Annotated in this window: 19 protein-coding genes; 7 read left to right on the top strand and 12 right to left on the bottom strand. The window is 65.7% G+C overall.

Annotated elements, in window-relative coordinates:
- Positions 1 to 30 precede the first annotated feature (30 nt).
- The 3 genes from BCM27_RS06305 to rfbB form a co-directional block, all read right to left on the bottom strand.
- Entirely contained in the window at positions 31 to 1470 is a 1440-nt protein-coding gene (locus BCM27_RS06305; RefSeq protein ID WP_174316852.1) for a hypothetical protein, read from the bottom strand.
- A gap of 75 nt (positions 1471 to 1545) precedes the next feature.
- Entirely contained in the window at positions 1546 to 3063 is a 1518-nt protein-coding gene (locus BCM27_RS06300) for a sugar transferase (protein WP_033205000.1), read from the bottom strand.
- 528 nt (positions 3064 to 3591) lie between these two features.
- The gene (gene rfbB / locus BCM27_RS06295; RefSeq protein ID WP_068884373.1) at positions 3592 to 4596 is read right to left on the bottom strand and encodes a dTDP-glucose 4,6-dehydratase; all 1005 of its coding nucleotides are present in this window, start codon (positions 4594 to 4596) and stop codon (positions 3592 to 3594) included.
- 125 nt (positions 4597 to 4721) lie between these two features.
- Here rfbB and rfbA point away from each other — a divergent pair, with 125 nt between their 5' ends.
- The 3 genes from rfbA (at position 4722) to BCM27_RS06280 (ending at position 6956) form a co-directional block, all read left to right on the top strand.
- Entirely contained in the window at positions 4722 to 5600 is an 879-nt protein-coding gene (gene rfbA, locus BCM27_RS06290) for a glucose-1-phosphate thymidylyltransferase RfbA (RefSeq protein ID WP_004023413.1), read from the top strand.
- A 32-nt stretch (positions 5601 to 5632) separates the two neighbouring features.
- Positions 5633 to 6598 carry an acyltransferase family protein gene (locus BCM27_RS06285; protein ID WP_004023412.1) on the top strand — a complete coding sequence of 322 codons (966 nt, stop codon included), beginning with the start codon at positions 5633 to 5635 and terminating at the stop codon, positions 6596 to 6598.
- An 88-nt stretch (positions 6599 to 6686) separates the two neighbouring features.
- Positions 6687 to 6956: a hypothetical protein gene (locus BCM27_RS06280; RefSeq protein ID WP_004023411.1), complete on the top strand. Its 270-nt coding sequence runs from the start codon at positions 6687 to 6689 to the stop codon at positions 6954 to 6956.
- A gap of 137 nt (positions 6957 to 7093) precedes the next feature.
- On the opposite strand, the gene BCM27_RS06275 is transcribed toward BCM27_RS06280, so the two are convergent.
- The 4 genes from BCM27_RS06275 to BCM27_RS06260 are packed head-to-tail and all read right to left on the bottom strand — an operon-like array spanning position 7094 to position 13851.
- A complete protein-coding gene (locus BCM27_RS06275; RefSeq protein ID WP_004023410.1) occupies positions 7094 to 8908 on the bottom strand; it encodes a glycosyltransferase family protein in 1815 nt (604 codons plus the stop codon).
- Positions 8905 to 10866: a hypothetical protein gene (locus tag BCM27_RS06270; RefSeq protein ID WP_004023409.1), complete on the bottom strand. Its 1962-nt coding sequence runs from the start codon at positions 10864 to 10866 to the stop codon at positions 8905 to 8907. The genes BCM27_RS06275 and BCM27_RS06270 overlap by 4 nt, the downstream gene beginning before the upstream one ends.
- A complete protein-coding gene (locus BCM27_RS06265; RefSeq protein WP_004023408.1) occupies positions 10859 to 12301 on the bottom strand; it encodes a glycosyltransferase family 2 protein in 1443 nt (480 codons plus the stop codon). Before BCM27_RS06265 ends, BCM27_RS06270 begins: the two co-directional genes overlap by 8 nt.
- Positions 12298 to 13851 carry a hypothetical protein gene (locus BCM27_RS06260; protein ID WP_004023407.1) on the bottom strand — a complete coding sequence of 518 codons (1554 nt, stop codon included), beginning with the start codon at positions 13849 to 13851 and terminating at the stop codon, positions 12298 to 12300. Before BCM27_RS06260 ends, BCM27_RS06265 begins: the two co-directional genes overlap by 4 nt.
- A gap of 556 nt (positions 13852 to 14407) precedes the next feature.
- On the opposite strand from BCM27_RS06260, the gene BCM27_RS06255 reads away from it, so the two are divergent.
- On the top strand, positions 14408 to 14932 hold the full coding sequence (locus BCM27_RS06255; RefSeq protein WP_004023406.1) for a hypothetical protein: 525 nt from the start codon (positions 14408 to 14410) through the stop codon (positions 14930 to 14932).
- A gap of 45 nt (positions 14933 to 14977) precedes the next feature.
- Here BCM27_RS06255 and BCM27_RS06250 read toward each other — a convergent pair whose 3' ends face one another.
- The gene (locus BCM27_RS06250) at positions 14978 to 15880 is read right to left on the bottom strand and encodes an alpha/beta fold hydrolase (RefSeq protein WP_004023405.1); all 903 of its coding nucleotides are present in this window, start codon (positions 15878 to 15880) and stop codon (positions 14978 to 14980) included.
- A gap of 30 nt (positions 15881 to 15910) precedes the next feature.
- Between BCM27_RS06250 and BCM27_RS06245 the strand changes: the two genes are divergently transcribed.
- On the top strand, positions 15911 to 16834 hold the full coding sequence (locus BCM27_RS06245; protein WP_004023404.1) for an alpha/beta fold hydrolase: 924 nt from the start codon (positions 15911 to 15913) through the stop codon (positions 16832 to 16834).
- A gap of 750 nt (positions 16835 to 17584) precedes the next feature.
- Here BCM27_RS06245 and BCM27_RS06240 read toward each other — a convergent pair.
- The 4 genes from BCM27_RS06240 to BCM27_RS06225 form a co-directional block, all read right to left on the bottom strand.
- Positions 17585 to 18490 carry a copper resistance D family protein gene (locus tag BCM27_RS06240; protein ID WP_004023403.1) on the bottom strand — a complete coding sequence of 302 codons (906 nt, stop codon included), beginning with the start codon at positions 18488 to 18490 and terminating at the stop codon, positions 17585 to 17587.
- A 6-nt stretch (positions 18491 to 18496) separates the two neighbouring features.
- Positions 18497 to 19045, bottom strand: a complete 549-nt coding sequence (locus BCM27_RS06235; RefSeq protein WP_004023402.1) for a copper resistance CopC family protein — start codon at positions 19043 to 19045, stop codon at positions 18497 to 18499.
- A complete protein-coding gene (locus tag BCM27_RS06230) occupies positions 19038 to 19769 on the bottom strand; it encodes a YcnI family copper-binding membrane protein (protein ID WP_004023401.1) in 732 nt (243 codons plus the stop codon). The genes BCM27_RS06235 and BCM27_RS06230 overlap by 8 nt, the downstream gene beginning before the upstream one ends.
- 85 nt (positions 19770 to 19854) lie before the next feature.
- Positions 19855 to 20370 carry a YtxH domain-containing protein gene (locus BCM27_RS06225; RefSeq protein ID WP_004023400.1) on the bottom strand — a complete coding sequence of 172 codons (516 nt, stop codon included), beginning with the start codon at positions 20368 to 20370 and terminating at the stop codon, positions 19855 to 19857.
- A 73-nt stretch (positions 20371 to 20443) separates the two neighbouring features.
- On the opposite strand from BCM27_RS06225, the gene BCM27_RS06220 reads away from it, so the two are divergent.
- Complete coding sequence (locus BCM27_RS06220; RefSeq protein ID WP_004023399.1) at positions 20444 to 21268, top strand: GNAT family N-acetyltransferase; 825 nt, start codon at positions 20444 to 20446, stop codon at positions 21266 to 21268.
- Positions 21265 to 22461 (top strand): alkaline phosphatase family protein, encoded by a 1197-nt coding sequence (locus tag BCM27_RS06215; protein WP_033206444.1) that lies wholly within the window; start codon positions 21265 to 21267, stop codon positions 22459 to 22461. The genes BCM27_RS06220 and BCM27_RS06215 overlap by 4 nt, the downstream gene beginning before the upstream one ends.
- Positions 22462 to 22603 lie beyond the last annotated feature (142 nt).

Below are 22603 nucleotides of genomic sequence, written 5' to 3'. Positions count from 1 at the left end.
TTGATCGGGACCAGCGTTTGCAGCTGATCTCTAGTCGTTACGTTCACAGAAAAAGACGACCTTTGCTGATGCCGGTCGACTGGCAACGCGAGCCGTGGCCACAGGCTCAATGTCGATCTGGCCGGATGCGCATTCTTTGTCGAGATCCGGCGGCATACCGTCCATCGATGTCATTCGAGCAAGTCTTGTTCCGTCAGTCGATGTCTCGTCCTTGGTGAAGAGCTCCGCGGATGCCAGCTCAGCAAAACCAGACCCGGGAAGATCGACGTTGACGTCGACCCAGTCGCCGTCACCTTCCCCGGTGTTGATCGCAACCAGAGCGAGCGAGTTTCGGCCCCGTAAACCATAGAGTCGAATGTTTGAGTTCGCTCCGTAAGGCGCAACCGAGAGCATTGCCATACCGTTTGCCATGCGATTCAGCAAGAGCAACGCCTTGAACGGATCCGCCGTGTTGATCTCACGATCATCGGCAACGCAGACCGGCGAGTAGGCGATGCAGTCGGTGAGGGTTCCATGGAAATAGACTCCGTTAAACCCCTGTGTCGCCGCATAGAAGGCGAAGTCGAGCATCCACAGCGCTCCGGCAAGCCGGTTGCTGATGCCCGCCATCCCGCCGCAGTTGATTGAATTTACCTCAGACAGAACCGCTTTCGGAGAGTTCGACAACGAAGAAGCGCGGTAGATATCTGTCAGCGATGACTTTCTTCTCTCATCGGCAAACTCCGTGAACAACGCACTCGGGCGCATGGTCTCGGTATCACATCCTTGAGACCCGTAGAAATGTGCAGCATAGACGTCCGGCGCGATCGCGGGCGACCGAGCGAATTGGGAGGCGCTACTCCAGATGAAGTCACTCCTGTTACCACTAGCGTCCGGGCCTTGGATGCTGACGTCAGGAACTGCGGCGCGGATTTCGTTCCCATACCGACGAACGTCGCTCGCGTATGTGCCGAACGGAGGGTTCGAAGGGTAATACACGTTGGGCTCATTGCCGATTGCAATCGCCGTCAGCCACTCCCCGAAGATCGACCGCGCGTATCTAGCCATATCGGCAGCACGCTGTGGGTCTCTGGCCCGAAGGTTGACGCCCATCACTACGCGCCAGCCAAGCTCCTTGGTTAGTTCCGCAAGCCGGTTCAAGCCCTTCGGGGTGACGGTGAATCGGTAGCCAGACGGCCGCGGCTCGCCGGCCGAGGTCCAGAACATCTGGTCCGAGGTGTTCCCACCGACCCGCAACACCATCCCCGGACGAAAATCTTTGAACAGACTGACTAGGTCCTGCCTCTGGATTGCCTTGCCATCGCCGGCCAGGGTTGAGGATTCGATGGACAGGCCAACACTGTCCGAGACAAACCCGTATCCCGACTCCCCGAGCATCTGCGCCTGCACGGACTGTCTAGAGTCATGCGCTGCACACGACGCAAAAAGCAGTACAACAGGCAGCATCACGCTAAGGACACGAACGTCCATCGCTTCCGGGCTCCTCAAGCTTTCGTTGACATCCATCCTGGATGCGAGCGCGCGGGCCGCTGGACCACCCATCCCTTAGTACGCTCCGTCTTTGCGAAGTACCGCGCGAATGGTGCGCCATAGAATCAGGGCGTCTTGCATGATGGACCAGTTCTCGACGTACGAAAGGTCGAGTCGGACAGATTCTTCCCAAGAGAGGTCGGAACGCCCCGACACCTGCCAGAGACCAGTCATTCCTGGCTTGACGAGCATACGCCGCGCCACCCGTCCGTCGTACTGCTCGACTTCCTCGGGCAAAGGTGGGCGCGGACCGACGAGGCTCATCGTGCCGCCAAGCACATTCAGCAATTGCGGTATCTCGTCGATGCTGTAACGCCTGATGAAGGCGCCCACTTTTGTCACGCGCGGGTCGTCCCGCATCTTGAATAAGAGACCGGCACCCTCGTCGAGTTCCACGAGTTCGGTTTTGCGCTTGTCCGCGTCCTGAACCATCGACCGAAACTTCCACATGCGGAATGGACCGTTGTTGACTCCGACCCGTGTCGCACGGTAGAACACTGGGCCCGGTGAATCCAGCTTGATGGCGACTGCCACCGCGAAGAAGACCGGGGCCAGAACGGTCAAAATTGCTACTGACCCGACTCTGTCGACGAAGGCTTTGCGAAAGCGATTTGCTCCTTCGTAGCGAGGCTTGTCGATATGGAGTAGCGGTAACCCGGCGACCGGGCGCACCATGACACGGGGTCCGGCGACGTCAGTGACGCCAGGAGACACGATCATGTCAACATCGAGCCCCTCGAGATCCCATGAAAGCGCCTGCATCGCATCATGTCCCAGTGCCTCGGCCGAGGTAACTGCGACGGTGGTAGCGCCCGAATCTAAAACTGAATCGCAGACTTCATCGAAGTTTCCAAGGACAGGCACTTGCGTCTTGCCGACCGCCATCAGACGTGGTCGCCCACTGCGCTCGGGAAGACAGATGCCGACAACGCGGTAGCCCAACTCCGGGTGCTCAACCAGACGCTCCATCAGAGGTACCGCTGAACTCCGTGTGCCAACGACCAAGACGCGCTCGAGATTCTCCGACCTTCGCCTCTGAATCAGCAGAACACGTCGCCACAGCCACCGGGACATCACGAGCCCAAACGTGCCGATCGGCAGCGCGAGGGCCAAGAATCCGCGTGCGATGTTGAGTTTAAACAGCAGATCACACATCGCAAGAACGCCGAAGACCGACAAGCACGCAGTAACAACGCGGCTATACTCTTGCGAGCCGGAGGCGATTATGCGGCGGTCGAGGCTCTGGAACGCCCGCAAAGCGAGGAGCCACGAGATTGCCAACGCTACGGAGACGTAGATCGCCGGTGCTCCGACCGCACCATTCGGGGTCATGGCGCCATCGGCGCCGAACCGAACCCGCTGAGCCACCGCCACCGCGAGTGCGACGATTGCAGCATCAGAGATTGATACCCGAATGAGGTACGTCCGCATCCATGAACGCGAACGGTCCTGTGCACGATCGACAAACCGGAGCCGCTGACTGCGGCGGCCAGTGCTCCGCACCGGCCGTTGGTAGGCCTGACGATCGGCCATTGCCCACCTTCCAAAGGACCCCGAATACTGAAGGAAAAGGCGAACTCCCCAAACGCCATAAGCGAACGTTTCTCAACATTGAAGACGCGTCCTGTGCGGCGAGCTTATTTCACTTCGATCACGCTGACAACTCGACCGCGCACCGTCGATTTCCCAGTTGGTGAGGCGTGCGCGGTTCGTTTACTTCCTCGCAACTGTCGGACTCAGGCCTTGCCGACGAAGCGATCGGACGCACCGCGACATGTTCGCTGAACTGGCCTTTCACTCAGGTTGAGAAAGGTCCTGACCGCATCGTGGCACCCGAACAGCGATCGAACGCTCAACAGTTTGGCTCGTACTACAAAATAGGGACAAATCTAAGACGCCAGACATATACTAACGAGTGTTCGCGATCGCGAATTTGACACTCCAGCGCATATTAACTACTTCTAGCGGCGGGCGAAGTAAATGCTTTAACTTTCCCGGTCAGGCATCTCGCTGTAGATGGGCGATGAACAGTATGTGACATATTCGGTCTGATCGACTATTTCAGCCGGTGACGCGTTCGGTGGCGGCGTATTTCTGTTCGACTGATTCTTTGGTGGGTTGCCACCAGGCGGGGTGGTCGCGGTACCAGTCGATGGTGGCGGCCAGGCCGGTGCGGAAGTCAAGGTAGGAGGGGGTCCAGCCGAGTTCGGTGCGCAGGCGGGTGGAGTCGATGGCGTAGCGACGGTCGTGGCCGGGGCGGTCGGTGACGAAGTCGAAGGCGTCGGTGGGCTGGTCGAGGAGTTCGAGGATGGTTTCCACGACGGTGCGGTTGTCGACTTCGCCGTCGGCGCCGATGAGGTAGGTCTCACCGATCCGGCCGCGGTCGATGATGGTCCAGACGGCGTCGTTGTGGTCGTCGACATGGATCCAGTCACGGATGTTGCGGCCGTCGCCGTAGAGCTTGGGGCGCACGCCGGAGAGCACGTTGGTGATCTGGCGGGGGATGAACTTCTCGATGTGCTGGTAGGGGCCGTAGTTGTTGGAGCAGTTGGAGATGGTCGCGGCGACGCCGAAGGAGCGGACCCAGGCACGGACGAGGAGGTCGCTGCCGGCCTTGGTCGAGGAGTAGGGGCTCGACGGGTTGTAGGCGGTGGTCTCGGTGAAGCGGGCGGGGTCGTCGAGGTCGAGGTCGCCGTAGACCTCGTCGGTGCTGATGTGGTGGTAGCGCACCTGGTGGGTGCGGACGGCTTCGAGCAGGGTGTAGGTGCCCACGAGGTTGGTGGTGACGAAGGCCGACGGGTCGGCCAGGGAGTTGTCGTTGTGGGATTCGGCGGCGAAGTGCACGACGAGGTCGGCCTCGGCGACCAGGCGGTCGACGAGGGCGGCGTCGGTGATGTCGCCCTCGACGAGTTCGACGCGGTCGGCGACCGGGGCGAGGGTGTCGGGGTTGGCGGCGTAGGTGAGTTTGTCCAGGACCCGGATCGAGGTGTCGGGGCGGGTGGCCAGCGTGCGCAGCACGAAGTTGGCGCCGATGAACCCGGCACCCCCGGTCACGAAGATTCGCATACGGACTCCTTGGACCACCGGGCCCCTGACCCGTATTAACTAACATTGATCACAGCGAATAGTCGCGAACTTGCGGCACGATTCGCAATTCTGCGAAATGTACACAATAGGCTTAATCTAAGCGAATGAAGGGCATCATCCTGGCCGGCGGTACGGGCACCCGGCTTCACCCCATCACGCAGGGGGTGAGCAAACAGCTCGTCCCGGTCTACGACAAACCGATGATCTACTACCCGCTCTCGACGCTCATGCTGGCCGGCATCCGCGACATCCTGATCATCACCACCCCGCACGACGCCCCGGCCTTCGAGAACCTGCTCGGCAACGGGGACCAGTTCGGCATCAACCTGACCTACAAGACCCAGCCCTCGCCCGACGGCCTCGCCCAGGCCTTCGTCCTCGGCGCCGAGCACATCGGGACCGAGTCGGTCGCACTCGTGCTCGGCGACAACATCTTCTACGGCCCCGGGATGGGTAGCCGGCTTAGAGGATTCGAGGAGATTGATGGCGGTGCGGTCTTCGCCTACTGGGTGGCCAACCCGGAGGCCTACGGCGTCGTCGACTTCGACGCCGACGGGAACGCTCTCTCACTCGAGGAGAAGCCCGTTAAGCCGAAGAGCAACTTTGCGGTGCCGGGACTGTACTTCTACGACAACAACGTCATCGACATCGCCCGGAATCTCAAACCGAGCGCCCGCGGCGAGTACGAGATCACCGACGTCAACGCGCACTACCTCGACCGCGGCAAACTGTCAGTACGAGTACTGCCCCGCGGAACGGCCTGGCTCGACACCGGAACGTTCGACAGCCTCCTCGACGCCGGCAACTTCGTACGCACCGTCGAACAACGGCAAGGGCTGAAAGTCGCTGCACCGGAAGAGATTGCGTGGCGACAGGGCTTCATCAGCGATGAGGAACTGCTTGCGAGTGCGCAAAAGCTGATGAAGTCCGGTTACGGACACTATCTCTCGTCGCTTCCGGCGCGTGGAAGGCAAGTACCCTGAGCACTAGGGCTACACCTAACGTAAGTCGGTCGGTGTCCATCGACCTTCTCCGCGTTCTCGGAATCGTTGCGATTGTCGCGGGACATGTCTGGGATAACCTGTTCACCCGCGAGGCTATCTACACGTGGCACGTGCCGCTGTTCTTTTTCCTAACGGGTTACCTGTGGACAACAGCGCGACCGCTAAACACGGAGGTGCAGAAACGCGCACGCACCCTTCTCGTCCCTTACGTTTGCTGGCTCCTTCTCATCTCAGTCCCATATCTAATCCTGTCGGTAATTCGAGACTCGAAAGAACCGGTACCTATTATTCTCGACATTCTCAGGGGTGGAGCTGAGCTCGGTCGTCCCTACTCGGCCTTTTGGTTTGTCACAGCCCTATTCTTTGCCGCCGTACTTCTGCGGTCTATGCAGCGTCTGCCAACTTGGATGCCGTGGCTCGTAGCTGCGGTCGGGCTCGTCGTGTGCTACGCGAGCAGGTCAGTCGTCGCTGCACTACCACTATCCCTGGGTGTCGCCGTGCCAGCGATGCTTTTTGTTCTCGCGGGCATCGCATTCCGCTCCATACGAACACATCTGAAGCACCCCACCCTGCTAGGTCTCACCGCCTTGTGTGTTTCGTCAGCTCTTGTTGTTTCTGGCCTGAGCAGCCCCATGGACATGAAACAAGCAGACTTCGGCACACCCGCGCTCAGCGTGATTGTCGCAGCGGCGATCTCGGGCGGGTTGATACTAGTGGCGGAATCTACGGTTCACTGGACGGGGCAGAAGTCCGATTGGACGACGAGACTTGCTGCCGCGGGTTTCATGGTTGTGTTGACGCACGCGGCGGTCCTTTGGCTCCTGCGGACCCCATCAACCGGTAGCTGGGCCGATTTCGGAGCTGCATTGCTGTTGCCCTGGACCGCCGCCCTCACACTCGCTCTCACAGCGATGTCGCCGTACCTGCTAGGTGTCAAACGGCGTAGGAAGCAGAAGGTCGCTTTGGGCGGACTCTGAAACTCAGACAGCCTATTCGTGACCGAGCCCAGCACAACTAGCATATGGGGACCGAGCACGAAGATGCCCTAATGCCCATACTGTCCTGATGCCAGACCCGTTCCACGCCCTCGTGTTGATGAACCTGCTCTTCGTTGTCGGTGCCTGGTGTCTGGCCCGACCGAGCTTTGCCGCCGCCGCGCTCCTGGTGGCCACCGGTGTGGGCTGGGCGCTGTGGAACCAGCCGATCGAGGGTCGTGTCCTCGTGTCGTTCAGCATCGAGCATGGGATTACGGAATCCGACATGCTGTCGGTGCTGGCGGTCGCCATCGCAGCAGTCACGGTCTATCGGGCGCGGGAGCGCGGCAAGAGAACATGACGGTAGCTAGGTGGGGTGGTTTCGACAAGCTCAACCAGCGGGCCGCACAACCAGCAGCAGGCCGCTCAACTAACCGAGGCGGCTCACCCACAGTGGCCGCTCACCAGCAGTGGCCGCTCAACCAGCGAAGATCAGGCTCAACCCGACCCTTTGATCCGATAGATACGGAATTGCGGCGTCCCGCTGGGACTGGTGACCGTCATCTCCAGGGTGGCGATCTCGGCACCGTCGTCCCACAGCGTCGGGTAGCGCACGTTGATGGCGTCGAGCCGGCCGAGGCCGGTGGGCCGCGGGGTCAGGATGTATTGGACGCCCTGCGCTCGCGGTTCGTTCAGCTTGGCGAAGAAGTCGTAATCGCTGCGGACCACGAACTGCTCCGGTCGGTCGGAGAACAGCCAGATCCGGGAGATGCCGAATGTGTCGACGAGCACCGAACCCGGCGGCAGGGCTTGATCGTCGAACCATCCCGCGACGTTGCGTGACACGTCGCCGAACCAGTAGAACCAGAACTCCGACGACGGGTATCGGTCCGGCCAGAATGCCGACCGCAGGCCGTACTCCTCTTTGCCGAGCGACGGGGTCAGCATCGACGTCGCGGTTACCGGCAGCGATGTCACGAGGACGAGCGCCATGAATGCGGTGAGCGAAGTCCTTTCGACACGCGACCTCCGCAAGCTCCGGTCGCTGCTCAAGGAGCGTGGGTTGGCGAGGGAGGACCCTTCGAGGCTCGTCGCTTGCGCTCCTCGCACCTCAGGGAGCAAAGGGTTCAAGGAGCCGGGGCCTCGGGCGACGAGGATGGCGACTACCACCAGGGGTGTTGCCGCCATGTAGAAGCGGAACCAGCCGAAGGTCGACCCCAGGATCACCGCAGACATCTGGAACAGCAGGACCGAACCGAAGACCACCCCCACCACGGCGGCGTCGACGCGGTGCCGACGAACGGCGATCCAGCCGACGATCGGCAGGACCGCGAACAGCAGCGGTTGCATGCCAAGCAGATTGCCTGCGATGACCTCGGCCAGCGGACCGGCGCCGACGTCCTCGGCGGAGATGATCCCCGCCGCCTCCACCTGAGCAGCGTTGCCGTACTGGGAGGAGAACTGGGAGAACGCATTGCCGTCGAGCAGCCATCCGAGCCCCGCCCACAGGACGAACGCGAACACGGTCGGCAACGCCACGATCGTCGCATCGTGCAGACCGAACGGTGCGCCGGCCCGCCATGCAGTGCGCCCTCTCACCCCTGCCGGGCGGTGCCGCCGAGTCGACATCACGAACACGCCGAGCGCCACACCCGCGGCCACCGGCAACGCCTCGTATCGGGTCAGGTAGGCCAGCCCCAGCGCAACCCCGGCGACGACGAGATCGACAACGCGGAACCGATTCACCCACAGCAGGATTCGACGACAGGTCCACAGCAAGAAGAACAGGAACGGGGCCTCACTCATCCCCATTCCCGCATACAGGACGATCATCGGGTTGAGTGCGAACGTCGCAACCGCCACCCACCGGAGAACTCGGCCCACGCCGTAATCGAGTGCGATGCGTCGAACCTGCCATCCCGCACCGGCCATGAACAACGCACTCATGACCGCACCGGCGAACCCGACGCGACGCAGCTCCGGCCACCGGTTCAGAGGCCAGTGCGCCGACAGTTCGACCAGTGGGATCTCGACCAGACTGGGCAGCGGATTCCACACGAAGCCGATCGCACCCAGGTGTGGGTCGCGGCTCCAGATCGTGAAACCGGCGTTGCCGACGCGACTGCTCGCATCCGGGTTGATGTACCCGACGATCAGGTACAGATAGACGCCGACCGCGAGGTACGCGAACGCCAGCCCGGTGAACAGGGAGATCCCCCACCACTGAACCCGGGTGAGCCGACGACGGCCCGAGGCGACAGCCCCCGGACCGGTCGTCGTCTCCGCGGCACGCTCACGGACCTCGACTGTCACGGGGAGTCGAGCCCGGCGTCGTCGGACGGATCGTCGGAACGCCTGCGATAGACGGTGATCCCGACCGCGACGAGGACCGCGACTGCCACCACCGCGATGCTGATCCCCAGCCACATCAGCCAGCTGGTGCCGACCTGATCGACCTGTGCCCGCGGGCCGTCGGCCCGGATCGTCATCAGCTCGGCCTGACCCGCTCGCCCGGCCACCACCACGTCCCCTCGAAGATTCGCCAGATCACCCTGCTGCTCATCAAGGTAGGTGAACAGCGGCTCGACGAGATCCCACGAGCCCGATGTGCTCACGAGAACGACCGTTCGTGAGTTCTGCGCGAACGCCTGGATGGTTCCCAGCCCCTCGGGGATCGCCAGCCGGACCTGCGCCGGCAGATCGACGAGGGTGGACGAATCCTCGGAGTTGATCGGCGGATTCAGCGGACGCGCGTTCGCTGCCGACGCCACCACGAGCGCGCCGGTGTTGCTGGCGATCGCCTGCTCGAGCGGGACGAGCACCGGCGCCAACGGGGTCACCGAACTCCGCTGCACCGACGCGATCAGCTCGGCAGCTGCGTCGAGCTGGGCGGGGTTCGTGTCGTCCAGCGCGACCTGAACAGTCGGTTGCCAGCCCAGCGGGATCGACGAGAACCCGCCCATCCGAACCGGTGTCGTGCTCGACGACGCCGTCGACGACGGGTCGATCTGGAAGCTCAGCGGCACACTCCGCGGCGAGCACGCACCTGGTCCCGGTTCGTAGGAGATCCGGAACTCCAGCGGTTCGTTGGCCGCGACCTGGGCAGCCGGAATGGTGAATTCGGTGTCGAGGCTTCCCGACGCGTTCAGGGCGCTCGTGTGCAGGATCTCCCCGCCACTGACCGCCAGCACGTTCGCCCGCTCGTCCTCCCGGACCGGGGTGTAGCGCGCGAGCAGGTGCACGTTCACCAGACCCGGACGTCCGAGCGAGAGCATCGTCGGGTCGAAACCCAGTACCAGCGTGGTGATTCCGAGCACCTCGGTGGACAATCGATCCGAGAACTCGCCGAAGGTCACCGAATCCGACCCCTGTACCGGACGCCCTGACACCGATTCGACGGCGGCAGAACCGGTCTGGGCCAGATCGGTGAGCCCGTCGCGGAACAACGCCACCTGGTCCGGCAGCGAGTCGGCGTTGCCGCCGATCACCAGAGCAGCCGACGGTTGTCCGGCACGTTCCAGACGAACACCTCCCGGACCATCCTCCTCGCCGATGACGACGGTTCGCTCCAGGGGGCCGCCCGGGGTCGGCACGCGCGTCCCGGCCGACTCGACGACATCGATCGACACCCGTTGCGGACGATAGTGATCCGTGATCGCGGCAACCGTACCCAGAGTGGCCTGCGCGACCGCTGCACTCGGGTCCTGGGGCGTGACGATCGTGACGTCACCGACCACGGTGCCGAAGAACTCCTGAATGGTGCGGGGCGACGACGCAACACCGGCATAGGCGACGTTCAGGCCGGTCAGAGACACGTCCGGGATGGGTCCACACACGGAGTCGTCGTCGCCGTTCCGCAGTGTCAGACGCAGATCCGCACGGCCGTTGTCACCGACGGGCACCGCAGAGAGCGGGACCGAGAACGGTGTGCTCAGCTGCCGCGGACCGAATCGCGGGACTACGACGGTGCCGACGATCGTGCCATCGGAGCGGGCGACCTGGATGAAGGCATCGGACACATTGGTCGCCGACGCCACCACTCCCGACAGCCTGGTCGGTGACATCCCCTCGGGCACCGGGATGCTCACACCGACCGGGACGTCGGCGCTGTCGAACGACACCGAGTTGCCCATCCCGAGTTGTCGCCAGTCGAGCGTCGTGGGTCCGTCCCCCGGGGCGGCGACGGCAGGTGCCACCGCAACCCCTCCGACGATCAGGGCCGCCACGACGGCGCACCAGATGCGGCGGAGGACACGGGTCTTGCTAGGCATCTTCAGAACCTTTCGGCGGTGCGGGGACACCGGGCATGGCAGAGAGCCCGTGCACGGTCTTTTCCCAGTAGGAGGGTTTGTAGATGAGTTGGGCCATACTCTTGATCGCCGCCATGGACTGCAGGAACCAGTAGCCGGGGACGAGGAGAGCTGCGCCGAGCAGGAACGGCTTGCCCTGGGTGCGCGCGGAGACGACGCCCAGCATGATGGTGGCCAGGTTGCCGACGGTGAACATGAGCAGGCACAGGTAGTAGATGGGCCCTGGGAACAACGAGTGCATGAAGTCGGGCTTGCCCGCGAACCACACCAGCAGCAGCGCCCAGAACAACAGGTTGAGGGTGTTGGCGATCGGCATCCCCGCGGTCAGGTTCGAGATGCGCAGCGCGGGAACGAGTCCGATCTCCCGAACCATGTCGAGTGGCCGGCGGGTGTGGACCAGGAACGTCTGCAGATAGCCCTTGTACCAGCGCGACCGCTGGCGGACCCAGTTCACCACGTCGGCATTGGCCTCTTCACCGGTCAGCGAATCCAGGACCACGGTTCGATACCCGTAGCGCGCTAGACGGATTCCGAGATCGGCGTCCTCGGTGACGTTGTAGGCGTCCCACCCGCCGACCTCACGCAGCACGTGGGTGCGGATGTGATTCGACGTCCCGCCGAGCGGAATGACGCACTTCGACGCACTCAGCGCCGGCAGCATGTAGGAGAACCACTGGTCGTATTCGATCGCGAACCAACGGGTCAGCAGGTTCTCACGCTCGTTGTAATAGCCGAGACGCGCCTGCACGGAGGCGACGTCCGGCGGGGAGGCGGCGAACACCGCAGCCGCCTTACGCAATTGGAGCGGGTCCGGAATGTCCTCGGCGTCGTAGATCGTGACGATGTCGCTGCGCTCCGACGGCAGACTCATGGCGACGTTGCACGCCTTGGGTTTGGTCCGCGGTTCGCTCGGCGGCACCAGGACCGTGGTGATCCCGTCGAGATCGGCATCTTCGACCGCGGCGCGCGTCTCGTGATCGTCGCTCTCCAGGACCAGAAAGATGTCGAGTTTGTCTGCGGGATAGTCGATCCTGCCGACTCCGGCGACCAGGTTCGTGACGATCTCGGGCTCGCCGTACACCGGCAGCAGGACCGTGTAGACCGGCAGATCGTCGTCGGGGATCACCCGGGCGTCCTCGTCAGACACCCGTAGGACGCCCCGACCGGACATTCCGCGGGTGATGAGCACGAACTTGTCGATGCTCGACGCCAGGAAGTACACGGCGCAGACACTGAGAACGACCGCGAGCGACACCCGCCACGTCAGCGCGAACGCGACCGCGATCGCCACCGCAACGACCACCAGGCCGAGGCGCTGCCCACGACTCAGCGGATGGCGCGCCGACAGCGCCGTCACATGGGCAGCAGTCGAACCGGTACGCCCGGACACGCTCACCGCGACGGTCGTTCGACTGCGTCGATCATCGACCAGGCGAGGTCGGTCAGCGCGAGGTCCAGGTCGGGGTTGCCGACGACCTGATCTCGGGCATCGGTGCCACCGCGCACGAGCCAGCTGAGGGGTTCGACGACGGTGGTGGTGTAGCTCGGTGGCCGCGGTTCCGCGACATCCGACCCACTCGCCTGGTCACGGTTCGCCATGAGGTAGATGGCGTAGTAGCGCTCGCCGGCCGGCGTGGGAACTCGCCACCCCCAGAACCGACCGGTCCACAGGGCCTCATCCGAGGTGCGTACCGACTCGAGAGTGTTGGCGATACTGCCGATCTGGGTGTGTCGCCCATTCGACGAGGCCGGCGTCGCGTAGATCGTCGCCGGAGGCACCGTCTCGTACCACAGTCCACGACGGTAGCTGGAGAAGCGCCCCAGATCGGTGGTGGAGTAGACGTCGAGATACGCGGTGGACAGCGGTCTGTCCGCGGGGCCGGTCTGCCCCGTCGTGACCCGGTACCGGCGCACGTCGCCACCGGAACCCATGACCCGCGGACCCCAGTCGAACACCTCTGGTTCGGTGATGCCGATGCCGAGCGTCCGCATCTGTTCGAGCCACTCCGCACCGATCGGCGGTGACGCCACGGGCTTCGGTGAATCCGGCGCGAGCGGCATCATCGCGAGGATCGCCAATGCCACCAACCAGGCCGACGCGAGCGTGGCGACGGACTGCTCGGGCAACCCGGCGTGCGCCGAACCGGCTCTGCCGAAACGGAATCGCACGGCGATCGCGGTCGCGGTGACCACCGCTGTGGGAACCGTGTAGGCCAGGATCGGTGTGTGCTGGACAACCAGCACACACATGGTTCCGACACCCCCCGACACCACGGCGGTCACAATGGCGACGCGCGGATGACGACGCAGGGACATGAACGTCACGACGAGGGCAACCGCCACGGACAACAGGCCGAACGCGACGGTCGAACCGCCGAGAAGCTGCCCCATGAGCAGGTAGTTCGGCGGGAAGCACGTCACCAGGAACAACCAGACGAGGTAATCGCGGACAACCCGCCGGATTCCGAACACCACGATCGACGCCGCGAACACCCAGATGAGCAACGGGATCAGATCGGCGTGCCAGAACGCCGCCACGGCAGGCACCCGGGGGATGACGAGCGCCGCGGTGAGGCCGAGCGCGCCGCCCACCACGACGACCAGGATCCGGTCGAACTCGCCGTCCCCGATCTCGCGGCCGCGCGACGACACATCGAGCCCGAACGCGATCATCAGACACCACAGCGGCACGAACAGCAGATACGCCGTCGGCGACCCCTGGCGCAGCGCATCGAACTCGGCGGCGATCGCCGGGGCGAACGCCAGCATGCCCGCACCCATCGTCGACGCGTAGCGAACGCCCATCGACATCTCGCGAGGTGCGGTCAGGGTCTCCCGCCATGGACGCCGGCCGGTGTGGTGCGCGGTCGGCGCAGCCGTGCCGGTGTCGGCGTCGGCGTCCGCATACGGCGGTGACGCAGGCGCGACAGAATCAAGAACAGTCATGAGCCCTCCCCAGGACGGCGCCTGAGCATCGAGCGTCGGCGCCGGCCGCGACTCGCCGCCACCCCCGTGGCCCCCCTGGCGTCCGAATCGCGAACTACAAGCAGAGTAACGCTAAAAAGAAAGTTGTTGGAGCACGTCGCCCCGGTGTTCGTCTGATCAAGGGAACGATCCGCGGCCCGCGATCGGCCCGCTGCAGAAACATCCTAAGTATCGGATATTTCTGCGCAGCAGTACATTTGATCTGTCATCGCGAGCGCGATCGGATCTCGCCCAGGTCCATCACCGTGCACCGAATCACTTGACTTATGTCACACATTTGCAGCGGACATCGGGAGATGGATACTGGGTCGGCCGTCCTAGTGTGATTCCGAAAACTAGTGCGGCACAACTATTCACAATTATTTCCTGTTGATCAGCAAGGGTCGCTTGACGATCGTTAACGAGCCCGACCTGAGGACGGTCACTAACAACCAAAAGTTGATGAAAGGCAATGGTGGTGGGATCGTTCACCGCGTGATGTCCACGGTCGACCAACGCGCCGGGGCACAATCGCTCCATGACTCGCTGGACAGACTTCGTGGATTTCGCCCAGCAATTCCGCGACTCCGCGTCGCACTGGCGGAAAGACTGGCATGGCGAGTGGCGCGGAATCGATGGCACACCGGGGACACCACCCGAGGCCTGGACGACAGCGATTCACGTCGTCGGCCACGACATGGAGTGCGGGTTGTTGTCGGGTGTCGTCGAACTCCGCGAGGCTTCGTGGCACATATTCACTTCCCCGGACCGCCTGCTGATGGTCGAGGTCCACGTAATGCGCGACGGCGAAGAGTCCGGGTTCATTTCGACTGACGAACCGACTCCTTCGGACTGCACCGAAGACGAGGCGATCTACTGGACGGCCGACCTTGTTCAAGGAGACCTCACCGGTTATCACCACGTCGTGTGGCCGGACATCGGTGGCCGACTTTTCGAACCGGCCATGCTCGACGGCAAGCCTCACTGGGCTCACCGAGCCGGAACAGACCCCCGAGTCTTTGCCGTCGGCCGACTCAGCGCAGCTCTTCGCGCCGATTCCTGAGCGAAACTCTCGGCCTGATCGACGGCCGACTTCGCCCCTGGGTCGTCAGCCGACCGGAGCCTCTGTGACTGCAGTGTTCGATGCCTCGGACACCGCGTCTACCGCCTCGGTGAACGGCGGGATGAAGAACCGGGCCCCGAGCACACAGCACGCGTGCCCGCCGTCGACCTCGAACCGCCGTGCGCCGGGGATGCCGTCGACCAGCAACTGCTGACGCTCGGGCTCGACCACCCGGTCGCGGGTGGAGACGACCACGGCGGTCGGGACGTCGACCTCGTGCAGCCAACCTCGGGAATCGAACTCCCCCAGCCCGTTTCCGAAATCGCCGAGATGCGCAAGCGGCGTCGAGAAGAACTGCCGAAGCGCCCAGACGGTGGTGTGGGCTGCCTTGTCGAGGCTCTTGTCGGACACCCGCGGCAGGACCCGGTACACCGGGCGCAGGATGCGTCCCATGCGTTCCGACGACGCGCGATGCCGGGGATCGTGGGTACTGAAGTACGGGCCGGTCGAACACAGCACGAGGCCGGCCACCCGCTCGGGGTGTCGCCGCCACACCAGCTGAGCGATGCCCCCGCCCATCGAGAACCCGGCCACCGTGAACCGGTCGATGCCCAGGACATCGGCGAGCGCGACAACGTCGTCGGCGCAGTCACGCAGGTCGAACGTCTCGGATTCGATCCCGCGACCGTGCCAGCGCGCGTCCAGGGTGATGACGCGGTAGCGGTCGTTGATCGCCGGGATCGTCGGGTACCAGCAGAGCAACCCGGTCGTCAGCACCGAGTGCAAGAGGAAGACCGCCGGAGCGTCGCGCGGGCCCGAGTCGGTGACGAAGGCGCGTCCGCGCCCGGGGAGCTCGACCATCCGGCCTTCCGGGATGTCCCGGGCCGGGTAAGGGGTGAACACGTGTCGGATGGCGCGCGCGGTGCCGTGCACGAACTCGGGGATCACGCAGTCAACGGTACGTGAGATGCTGATCACATGATCGACATCGCCCGTCCGAAAATCGAGGGGTCGATCGCCGTTGCGGACGGCGGTCGTCGGATCGGATTCGCCGAGTACGGATCGGCCACCGGACGGGCCATCGTCTGGCTGCACGGGACACCCGGTGCGCGGCGCCAGATCCCCGTCGAGGCGCGCGCGTATGCGTTGGAACGCAAGGTCCGGCTCATCGGACTGGATCGGCCGGGCGTGGGGTCGTCGACCCCCCATCGATACGACAACGTCGCCGACTTCGCGCCCGACCTCGCCGAGGTCCTCGAGGCCCTGGGCATCGACGACTTCGCGATCATCGGACTCTCCGGCGGCGGACCCTACGCACTCGGGGTCGCGCACGCCATGCCCGACCGGGTGACGGCGGCCGGGATCCTCGGCGGCGTCGCGCCGACGGTCGGGCCCGACCGGATCGAGGGCGGCGCCATGCGACTCGGCACACTGCTGGCGCCACTCGTCAGCGTCGCCGGTGCCCCGATCGGCCAGGTACTCAGCGTCGCTCTCGGTTTCGCCCGGCCGATCGCCGAACCCGCGATCACCATCTACGGTCGGCTGTCCCCGCAGGCGGATCGAGAACTGTTGGCACGCCCCGAGTTCCGGGCCATGTTCCTCGACGACCTGCTCCACGGCGGCAGCCGCCGGATGGCCGCACCGTTCGCCGACGTCGTGGTGTTCGCACGGGACTGGGGCTTCCGCGTCGGCGACGTCACCGTGCCGGTGCGCTGGTGGCACGGCGACGACGACCACATCATCCCGTACGCCCATGGGGAACACATGGTGTCGCTGCTGCCCGACGCGAAACTGTTCGAGATGCCCGGCGAAAGTCACCTCAGCACTTTGCACATGGCGACCGACATCATCGACGAACTCCTCGCACTGTGGGACCAGTCGCGGCCGCCGCTGGGCGAGTGAGTTTTCCCCTGGTCGAGTAGGGGCGACCGACGTCGTGCGCGGACCAGTGGCTTCGACCAGCAGAAAAAGTCACCTGCGCAACCCCTGCTGGTCGAGCAGCGCCGACCGCGCGAAGCGCGGACGCCGCGCCCGTCGAGACCACTCCCCTGTGGTCGCCCAGTGGCTTCGACACGGCGCCTCGCTGCGCTCGGAGCCGGCTCAACCAGCAGAAAAAGTCACCTGCGCAACCAGCGGGAAAAGTCACCTGCGCAACCCATTGCTGGTCGAGCAGCGTCGACCGAGCGAAGCGAGGACGCCGCGCCCGTCGAGACCACTCCCAGCGGTCGCCCAGTGGCTTCGACACGGCGCCTCGCTACGCTCGGAGCCGGCTCAACCAGCAGGAAAAGTCACCTGCGCAACCCCTGCTGGTCGAGCAGCGCCGACCGAGCGAAGCGAGGACGCCGCGCCCGTCGAGACCACTCCAGTGGTCGCCCAGTGGCTTCGACACGGCGCCTCGCTACGCTCGGAGCCGGCTCAACCAGCCGGGAAAAGTCGCCTGCGCAACCAGCGGAAAAGTCACCTGCGCAACCCCTGCTGGTCGAGCAGCGTCGACCGCGCGAAGCGAGGACGCCGCGCCCGTCGAGACCACCTGGCGACCCGAAAGCAGTGGCTTCGACACGGCGCCTCGCTACGCTCGGAGCCGGCTCAACCAGCAGAAAAAGTCACCAGCTCAACCAGCAGAAAAAGTCACCTGCTCAACCAGCGGAATGGTCAGGCGGGGATCGGCGCCGTGGCCGACAGCCCGGCGGCGAGACCCAGCGCCACGGCCATGATCGCCAGTTCGACGACCGCGGCACGGACGGAAGCCGTCTCACTGCTGCGGTGCCGCTGCACGGCCGGTAGCCAGCGTCGCCGGTGCCACGCGGCGAGGCCCACGAGAATCACGAGCACCACGGCCTTCGCGAGCAGGATGCGGCCGTAGCCGCTGCTCACGAGGTTGGCCGGGCCGTCGATCTCGACCAGTCCGGAGATCAGGCCGGTCACCGTGAGCACTCCGACCGCCCACGGTGCGCGGCCGGAGAAGACCGGCAGACTGCGCGCCCAACCGGACCGGCCGCGCACCGAGATCAGCATCGCCGCGAGCAGACCGCACCACCAGGCCGCGGCCAGCGCGTGTGCACCGATGAGGAACGGACCCCACGAGTCGTTGCCGGCGTGCCCTGCGATCGAGGTGGCGAGCACCCCGATCGCCGCGAGCGCGCCGACCACGAGGACGGGGATCTCGACCCCGGTCAGCAGATCCAGGACCACCCACACCAGAACCAGCAGCCCGGCGACCAGCGCCACCATCTCGGGCGCGCCCGAGAACAGGACGTCACCGAAGTCGCCTGCCTTGACGTCGAGCACCTCGATGCCCGCCCGATCGGCTGTCCGGACCCAGGCGCCGACCAGCGTTGCCAGAACCCAGACCCCGGCCAGCAGGCCGATCACTCTGGTCGAGGGCTCGGCGTCGACCGTCGGCAGGGCGCCCAGTCCGAGCAATACCACTGACACACCCAGTGCGAGGGTCGTGGGCACGGCGACCAGGTCCGGACCGTCGGGACGGGCGAGCACGAAGCTCACCATCAGACCGCCGGCGAGGGTCACCACCAGGATGAACCCGTTGCGGACGGTCATCTGCTGTCAGCTCCGTGTCGACGGTCGCCGGCTCACCCAGAACACGACGCCGAGTCCGACGATCAACACGACCGCGGCACCGGCGATGAACCACCACACCGGGATTCCCTCGTCCGACGACGCGTCGACGGCCTCGATCGCCGGGCCCGGCTCGCCGTTGCCGGCGACCGCGAGCTCGAAGGTGCGCTGCCCGCTGATGACGTGGCCGTCAGCGGACGTCACCCGGTAGTTGACGACGTACCGCCCGGCCGGGCCGAGCTCGCGCACGTCGACTCGCAGGTTCGGTCCGTCGACGACCGGATCACCGGACTGCCAGTAGTGCTCGTCGGGTCCGACGACGTTGAGCACCGCGTACGGCTCTTGGATCGACTCGTTGAAGGTCAGCGTCACCGTCTGCGGGCCGGTCTGCAACGTCGCGCCCTCGGCCGGGTCGGAGGAGACCAGCCGCGAGTGCGCCGACGCCGGGGCCGCCGCCCAGGACCCGACGAGCCCGAGACACAGCAGCGTCGCGAGGACCAGGACGACGCGTCGAACCGGCGCGCGACGGTCAGGCATCGCCGCCGCCACGGCCGTTGCGTCGCAGGGCTGTCAGCGCCGCGACGCCGATGACCGCGCCGAGAGTGCCGACCACCAGGCCGATGCCGCCGAGCCACCGGGCGGCGGAGTCCTCAGACGATGCCGACGACTCGGAGGTGTCCGATTCGTCGGCGGTGCCCGTCGTCGAGGCGGAGTGCGAGCCGCCGTGATGGCCCTCGCCGGTGTCGGGCGCCAGCGTCAGGGTCGGGGCGGGCTTCTCCGGCTCGGGGCCGTCGGCGGGCGTCGGCTGGTTCCAGTCGGCCGTCTCACCGTCGGCATAGGTCTGCAACGCCGGCAGTTCGACGGTCTCCTGCTCAGGAAACGGACCGCCGGAGAAGCGGAACTGACCGAACTGGCCCACCGGCACGCCGGGCGAACCCGGGTCGGCGGTCCAGGTGATCTCGGTGACCTTGTCGTCCTTCTTGGTGACGACGGACTTCCAGCCGGGCATCACCTCGGGACGGGCCGAGGTCAGGCCGGGGAGCGTCACCCGCAGCGCGGTCGTCGCCGCGGCGTCGGACTCGTTGGGGACGACGAAGGTGACGACGCCGTACCCGCCCTGGGTGACCGTCGGTGCGTTGGCGGTGACGTGCGCCGACGCGGCACCCGCACCCGTGAAGGAGGCGAGACCGACGACGGCAGCGGCGGTTGCGGGCGCGATGAGGCGGCGGGCGATCGTGGCCCGCGGAGAACTGGATTTCATCAGGAGTGTCTTTCGATGTTTGTCTGGATCGGGCGCGTGGACGCACGCATCGACCCCAGATCTGGGCGATCGGGGGTCAGGCGCGTCAGAACGTGCCGGGCGGTCCGCGAACACCGGTGCCGCACAGCGCAGGTGCGGACAGAACACACGGTTGCGTCCAGAAGACCGGTGCAGTCGGACGCGCCGCGAGGGCGACCGGCGGCATCAGGGATCGGATCACCGTGCCGATCGACGACAGCAGATGCGCACCGACGACGATCAGGACCGCACTGAGCGGGATCGCCACCAGGTGGGTGAGCAGCATCGGCAGCGTCGAGGCGTCGTGGGCGGCGTGCCCCGCGTCGAGCGCGAGAGCCCAGTGACTCGCCGCCTGCGCGACGGAGAGCACCAGCGTGGTCGACGCCGCCGCCGTCGTGAGTCGTCCTCGGCGCGGCGCGAGCAGCATCGCCGCGATCGCACCGATCGCGGCGCTCAGCAGGATGCCCGACGAACTCGGGATCGCTCCGCTCGCCGCACCGTGCGCGGCGACCGCGACCGCGGGAACCACACCGGCCGCGGCGGCGCGCGAGAACGCGTCGGGCGGTCGGACGGTGTGGGGCATGGGGCTCATCCTAGATCGGTGGACTGGGCCATCTCCGACCACGGTGTCGCCGGGCGGTGACAGAATCGTTCCCATGTCGGATGCAAGCCTCGGTGTGGAGGTTCGTGAACTCTCGTCCCCCGACGAGCTCGAGGACCTTCTGCGGATCTTCGACGACGTGTGGCGGCCCGACCCGACGAACCGGCCCGTGGGGACCGACATGCTGCGGGCGCTCACCCACGCCGGCAACTACGTCGCCGGCGCGTTCATCGGCGACCACCTCGCCGGTGGCAGCGTCGCGTTCTTCGGTGCGCCCGTCGGCGAGACCCTGCACAGCCACATCACCGGGGTCACCCGACGCGGCCGTGGCCACCAGGTCGGTTACGCGCTGAAGATGCACCAGCGCCGCTGGGCACTGGAGCGCGGACTGTCGACGATCACCTGGACCTTCGATCCGCTCGTCGCGCGCAACGCCTACTTCAACCTCACCAAACTGGGTGCGACGCCGGTGCATTACTACGAGGACTTCTACGGCGAACTCGGCGACGAATTGGGCGGCGATGCCGACTCCGACCGGGTGCTCATGTCCTGGAATCTGCACGCCGCGGCCCCGTCCGCCTCCCCGGTGTCGGTGGACGACGTGCTCGCCGACGGCGCGGTGTCGATCATCGATGCCGACCAGCCATCCCGACCCGTCGCGCACCACGATCGCGTCACCCCCGACGCCGGCGTCGTCGTCGAAGTTCCGCGGGACGTCGAGTCGATGCGGGTCAGCGCACCACTCGACGCCGCCCGGTGGCGGATCGCGCTGCGGGATGCCCTCTCGCCGCTGCTCGTCGACGGAGACGCTCGCCGCGACGTGCGCTTCCTGCGTTCCGGACACTATGTGTTCGGTCCGGCCGGCTCGGGGGCCCGGTGACGGACGCAGATGTGGCTCCTGCCGAACTGGCACCGGCCGACTGGCACACCTTTCCTCACACGCTCGCCGACGTCCTCCCGGCGGCGTCGGTTGCGCTCGGGGTCACCGCTGCGGGCGCGGGTCCGACTGTGCCGCCGGGTGATTCGGTCGTGGTGCTGCTGATCGACGGACTCGGTGCGACGCTGCTGGACGAGTACGCCGACCACGCACCCACACTGCGCGAGCTCACCTCGACGACGCTGCGGGCAGGGTTCCCGGCCACCACCGCCACCAGCATCCTGAGCCTCACCGGCGGGACATCGTGCGGCGTGCACGGGATCATCGGGTACAGCTTCCGCCCGGGCGACGAATGCCGCACCCGCGGGTCCCGGCGCGTGCTCAACTCGCTCCGGTGGACTCTCGACAACGCGTCGGGTCCGTCCGCGCTGATGACCTATCCCCCGGCCCTCGTCCGAACCGAACGCGGCAGTCTGGAAGATATTGCCGCCGACGGCGTCCGAGTGACCTATGTGATGCCCGGCGAGTTCCGCGGAACCGGCCTGACGATGGCCGCGTTCCGCGCCGCGGGCCAGTTCCTGCCCGCCGTGACTCCCGACGGCATCCGCGAGGCCGTGCTGACCACCCTGCGCCGACGAAGCCGCCACCGACGCTTCGTGTACGCCTACTACAGCGAACTCGACATGGCCGGCCACATCCACGGGCCGGGATCACCGGAGTGGCTGGAGAAGTTGCGCGTCGTGGAGCGCCTTGTCGCCGACCTCGCCGCCGAACTGGGCGATGGGACAACCCTTCTCGTCACCGGCGACCACGGGATGATCACCGCCGACCGGGCGATCGACATCGACACCGCGCCCGCGCTGCTCGACGGCGTCGACGCCGTGGCCGGCGAGGCACGGGTCCGCCACGTCTACGCGTCGCCGGGTTCGGCCGACGACGTCCTGGCCGGCTGGTCGTCGTACCTGGGCGACGCCGCGCACGTGGTGTCCCGAGAGCAGACCATCGACGAAGAATGGTTCGGCCCGGTGGTGAGTGATGCGGTCGCACAACGCATCGGTGACGTCGTCGCGGTGGCCCGCGGCGCCACCACCCTCACCCGCAGCACCCGCGAGACGATGGAGTCGATGATGCTCGGCCATCACGGCGCCTGGACCGCTGCCGAACAGCTCGTGCCCCTGATCGTGGCGTCGGGGTAGCGCGGGTTTGGTCGAAGTCTCTGGCTGGGATCGCGGGGCCGGTCGCCAAGTGGCCTCGACGGGCGCGGCGTCCTCGCTTCGCTCGGTCGACGCTGCTCGACCAGCAGGGGGTCGACGCTGCTCGACCAGCAGGGGGGTCGCT

The organism is Gordonia terrae, from assembly GCF_001698225.1.
Lineage (GTDB): Bacteria > Actinomycetota > Actinomycetes > Mycobacteriales > Mycobacteriaceae > Gordonia > Gordonia terrae.
The sequence above is the reverse complement of the archived record's forward strand: the minus strand, read 5'-3'. Positions and strand labels throughout refer to the sequence as shown.

Coding starts and splice junctions, on each gene's coding strand:
- BCM27_RS06305 (WP_174316852.1), bottom strand. CDS start 1,470: ATGGACGTTCGTGTCCTTAGCGTGATGCTGCCTGTTGTACTGCTTTTT.
- BCM27_RS06300 (WP_033205000.1), bottom strand. CDS start 3,063: ATGGCCGATCGTCAGGCCTACCAACGGCCGGTGCGGAGCACTGGCCGC.
- rfbB (WP_068884373.1), bottom strand. CDS start 4,596: ATGCGAATCTTCGTGACCGGGGGTGCCGGGTTCATCGGCGCCAACTTC.
- rfbA (WP_004023413.1), top strand. CDS start 4,722: ATGAAGGGCATCATCCTGGCCGGCGGTACGGGCACCCGGCTTCACCCC.
- BCM27_RS06280 (WP_004023411.1), top strand. CDS start 6,687: ATGCCAGACCCGTTCCACGCCCTCGTGTTGATGAACCTGCTCTTCGTT.
- BCM27_RS06270 (WP_004023409.1), bottom strand. CDS start 10,866: ATGCCTAGCAAGACCCGTGTCCTCCGCCGCATCTGGTGCGCCGTCGTG.
- BCM27_RS06260 (WP_004023407.1), bottom strand. CDS start 13,851: ATGACTGTTCTTGATTCTGTCGCGCCTGCGTCACCGCCGTATGCGGAC.
- BCM27_RS06255 (WP_004023406.1), top strand. CDS start 14,408: ATGACTCGCTGGACAGACTTCGTGGATTTCGCCCAGCAATTCCGCGAC.
- BCM27_RS06245 (WP_004023404.1), top strand. CDS start 15,911: ATGATCGACATCGCCCGTCCGAAAATCGAGGGGTCGATCGCCGTTGCG.
- BCM27_RS06240 (WP_004023403.1), bottom strand. CDS start 18,490: ATGACCGTCCGCAACGGGTTCATCCTGGTGGTGACCCTCGCCGGCGGT.
- BCM27_RS06235 (WP_004023402.1), bottom strand. CDS start 19,045: ATGCCTGACCGTCGCGCGCCGGTTCGACGCGTCGTCCTGGTCCTCGCG.
- BCM27_RS06230 (WP_004023401.1), bottom strand. CDS start 19,769: ATGAAATCCAGTTCTCCGCGGGCCACGATCGCCCGCCGCCTCATCGCG.
- BCM27_RS06225 (WP_004023400.1), bottom strand. CDS start 20,370: ATGCCCCACACCGTCCGACCGCCCGACGCGTTCTCGCGCGCCGCCGCG.
- BCM27_RS06220 (WP_004023399.1), top strand. CDS start 20,444: ATGTCGGATGCAAGCCTCGGTGTGGAGGTTCGTGAACTCTCGTCCCCC.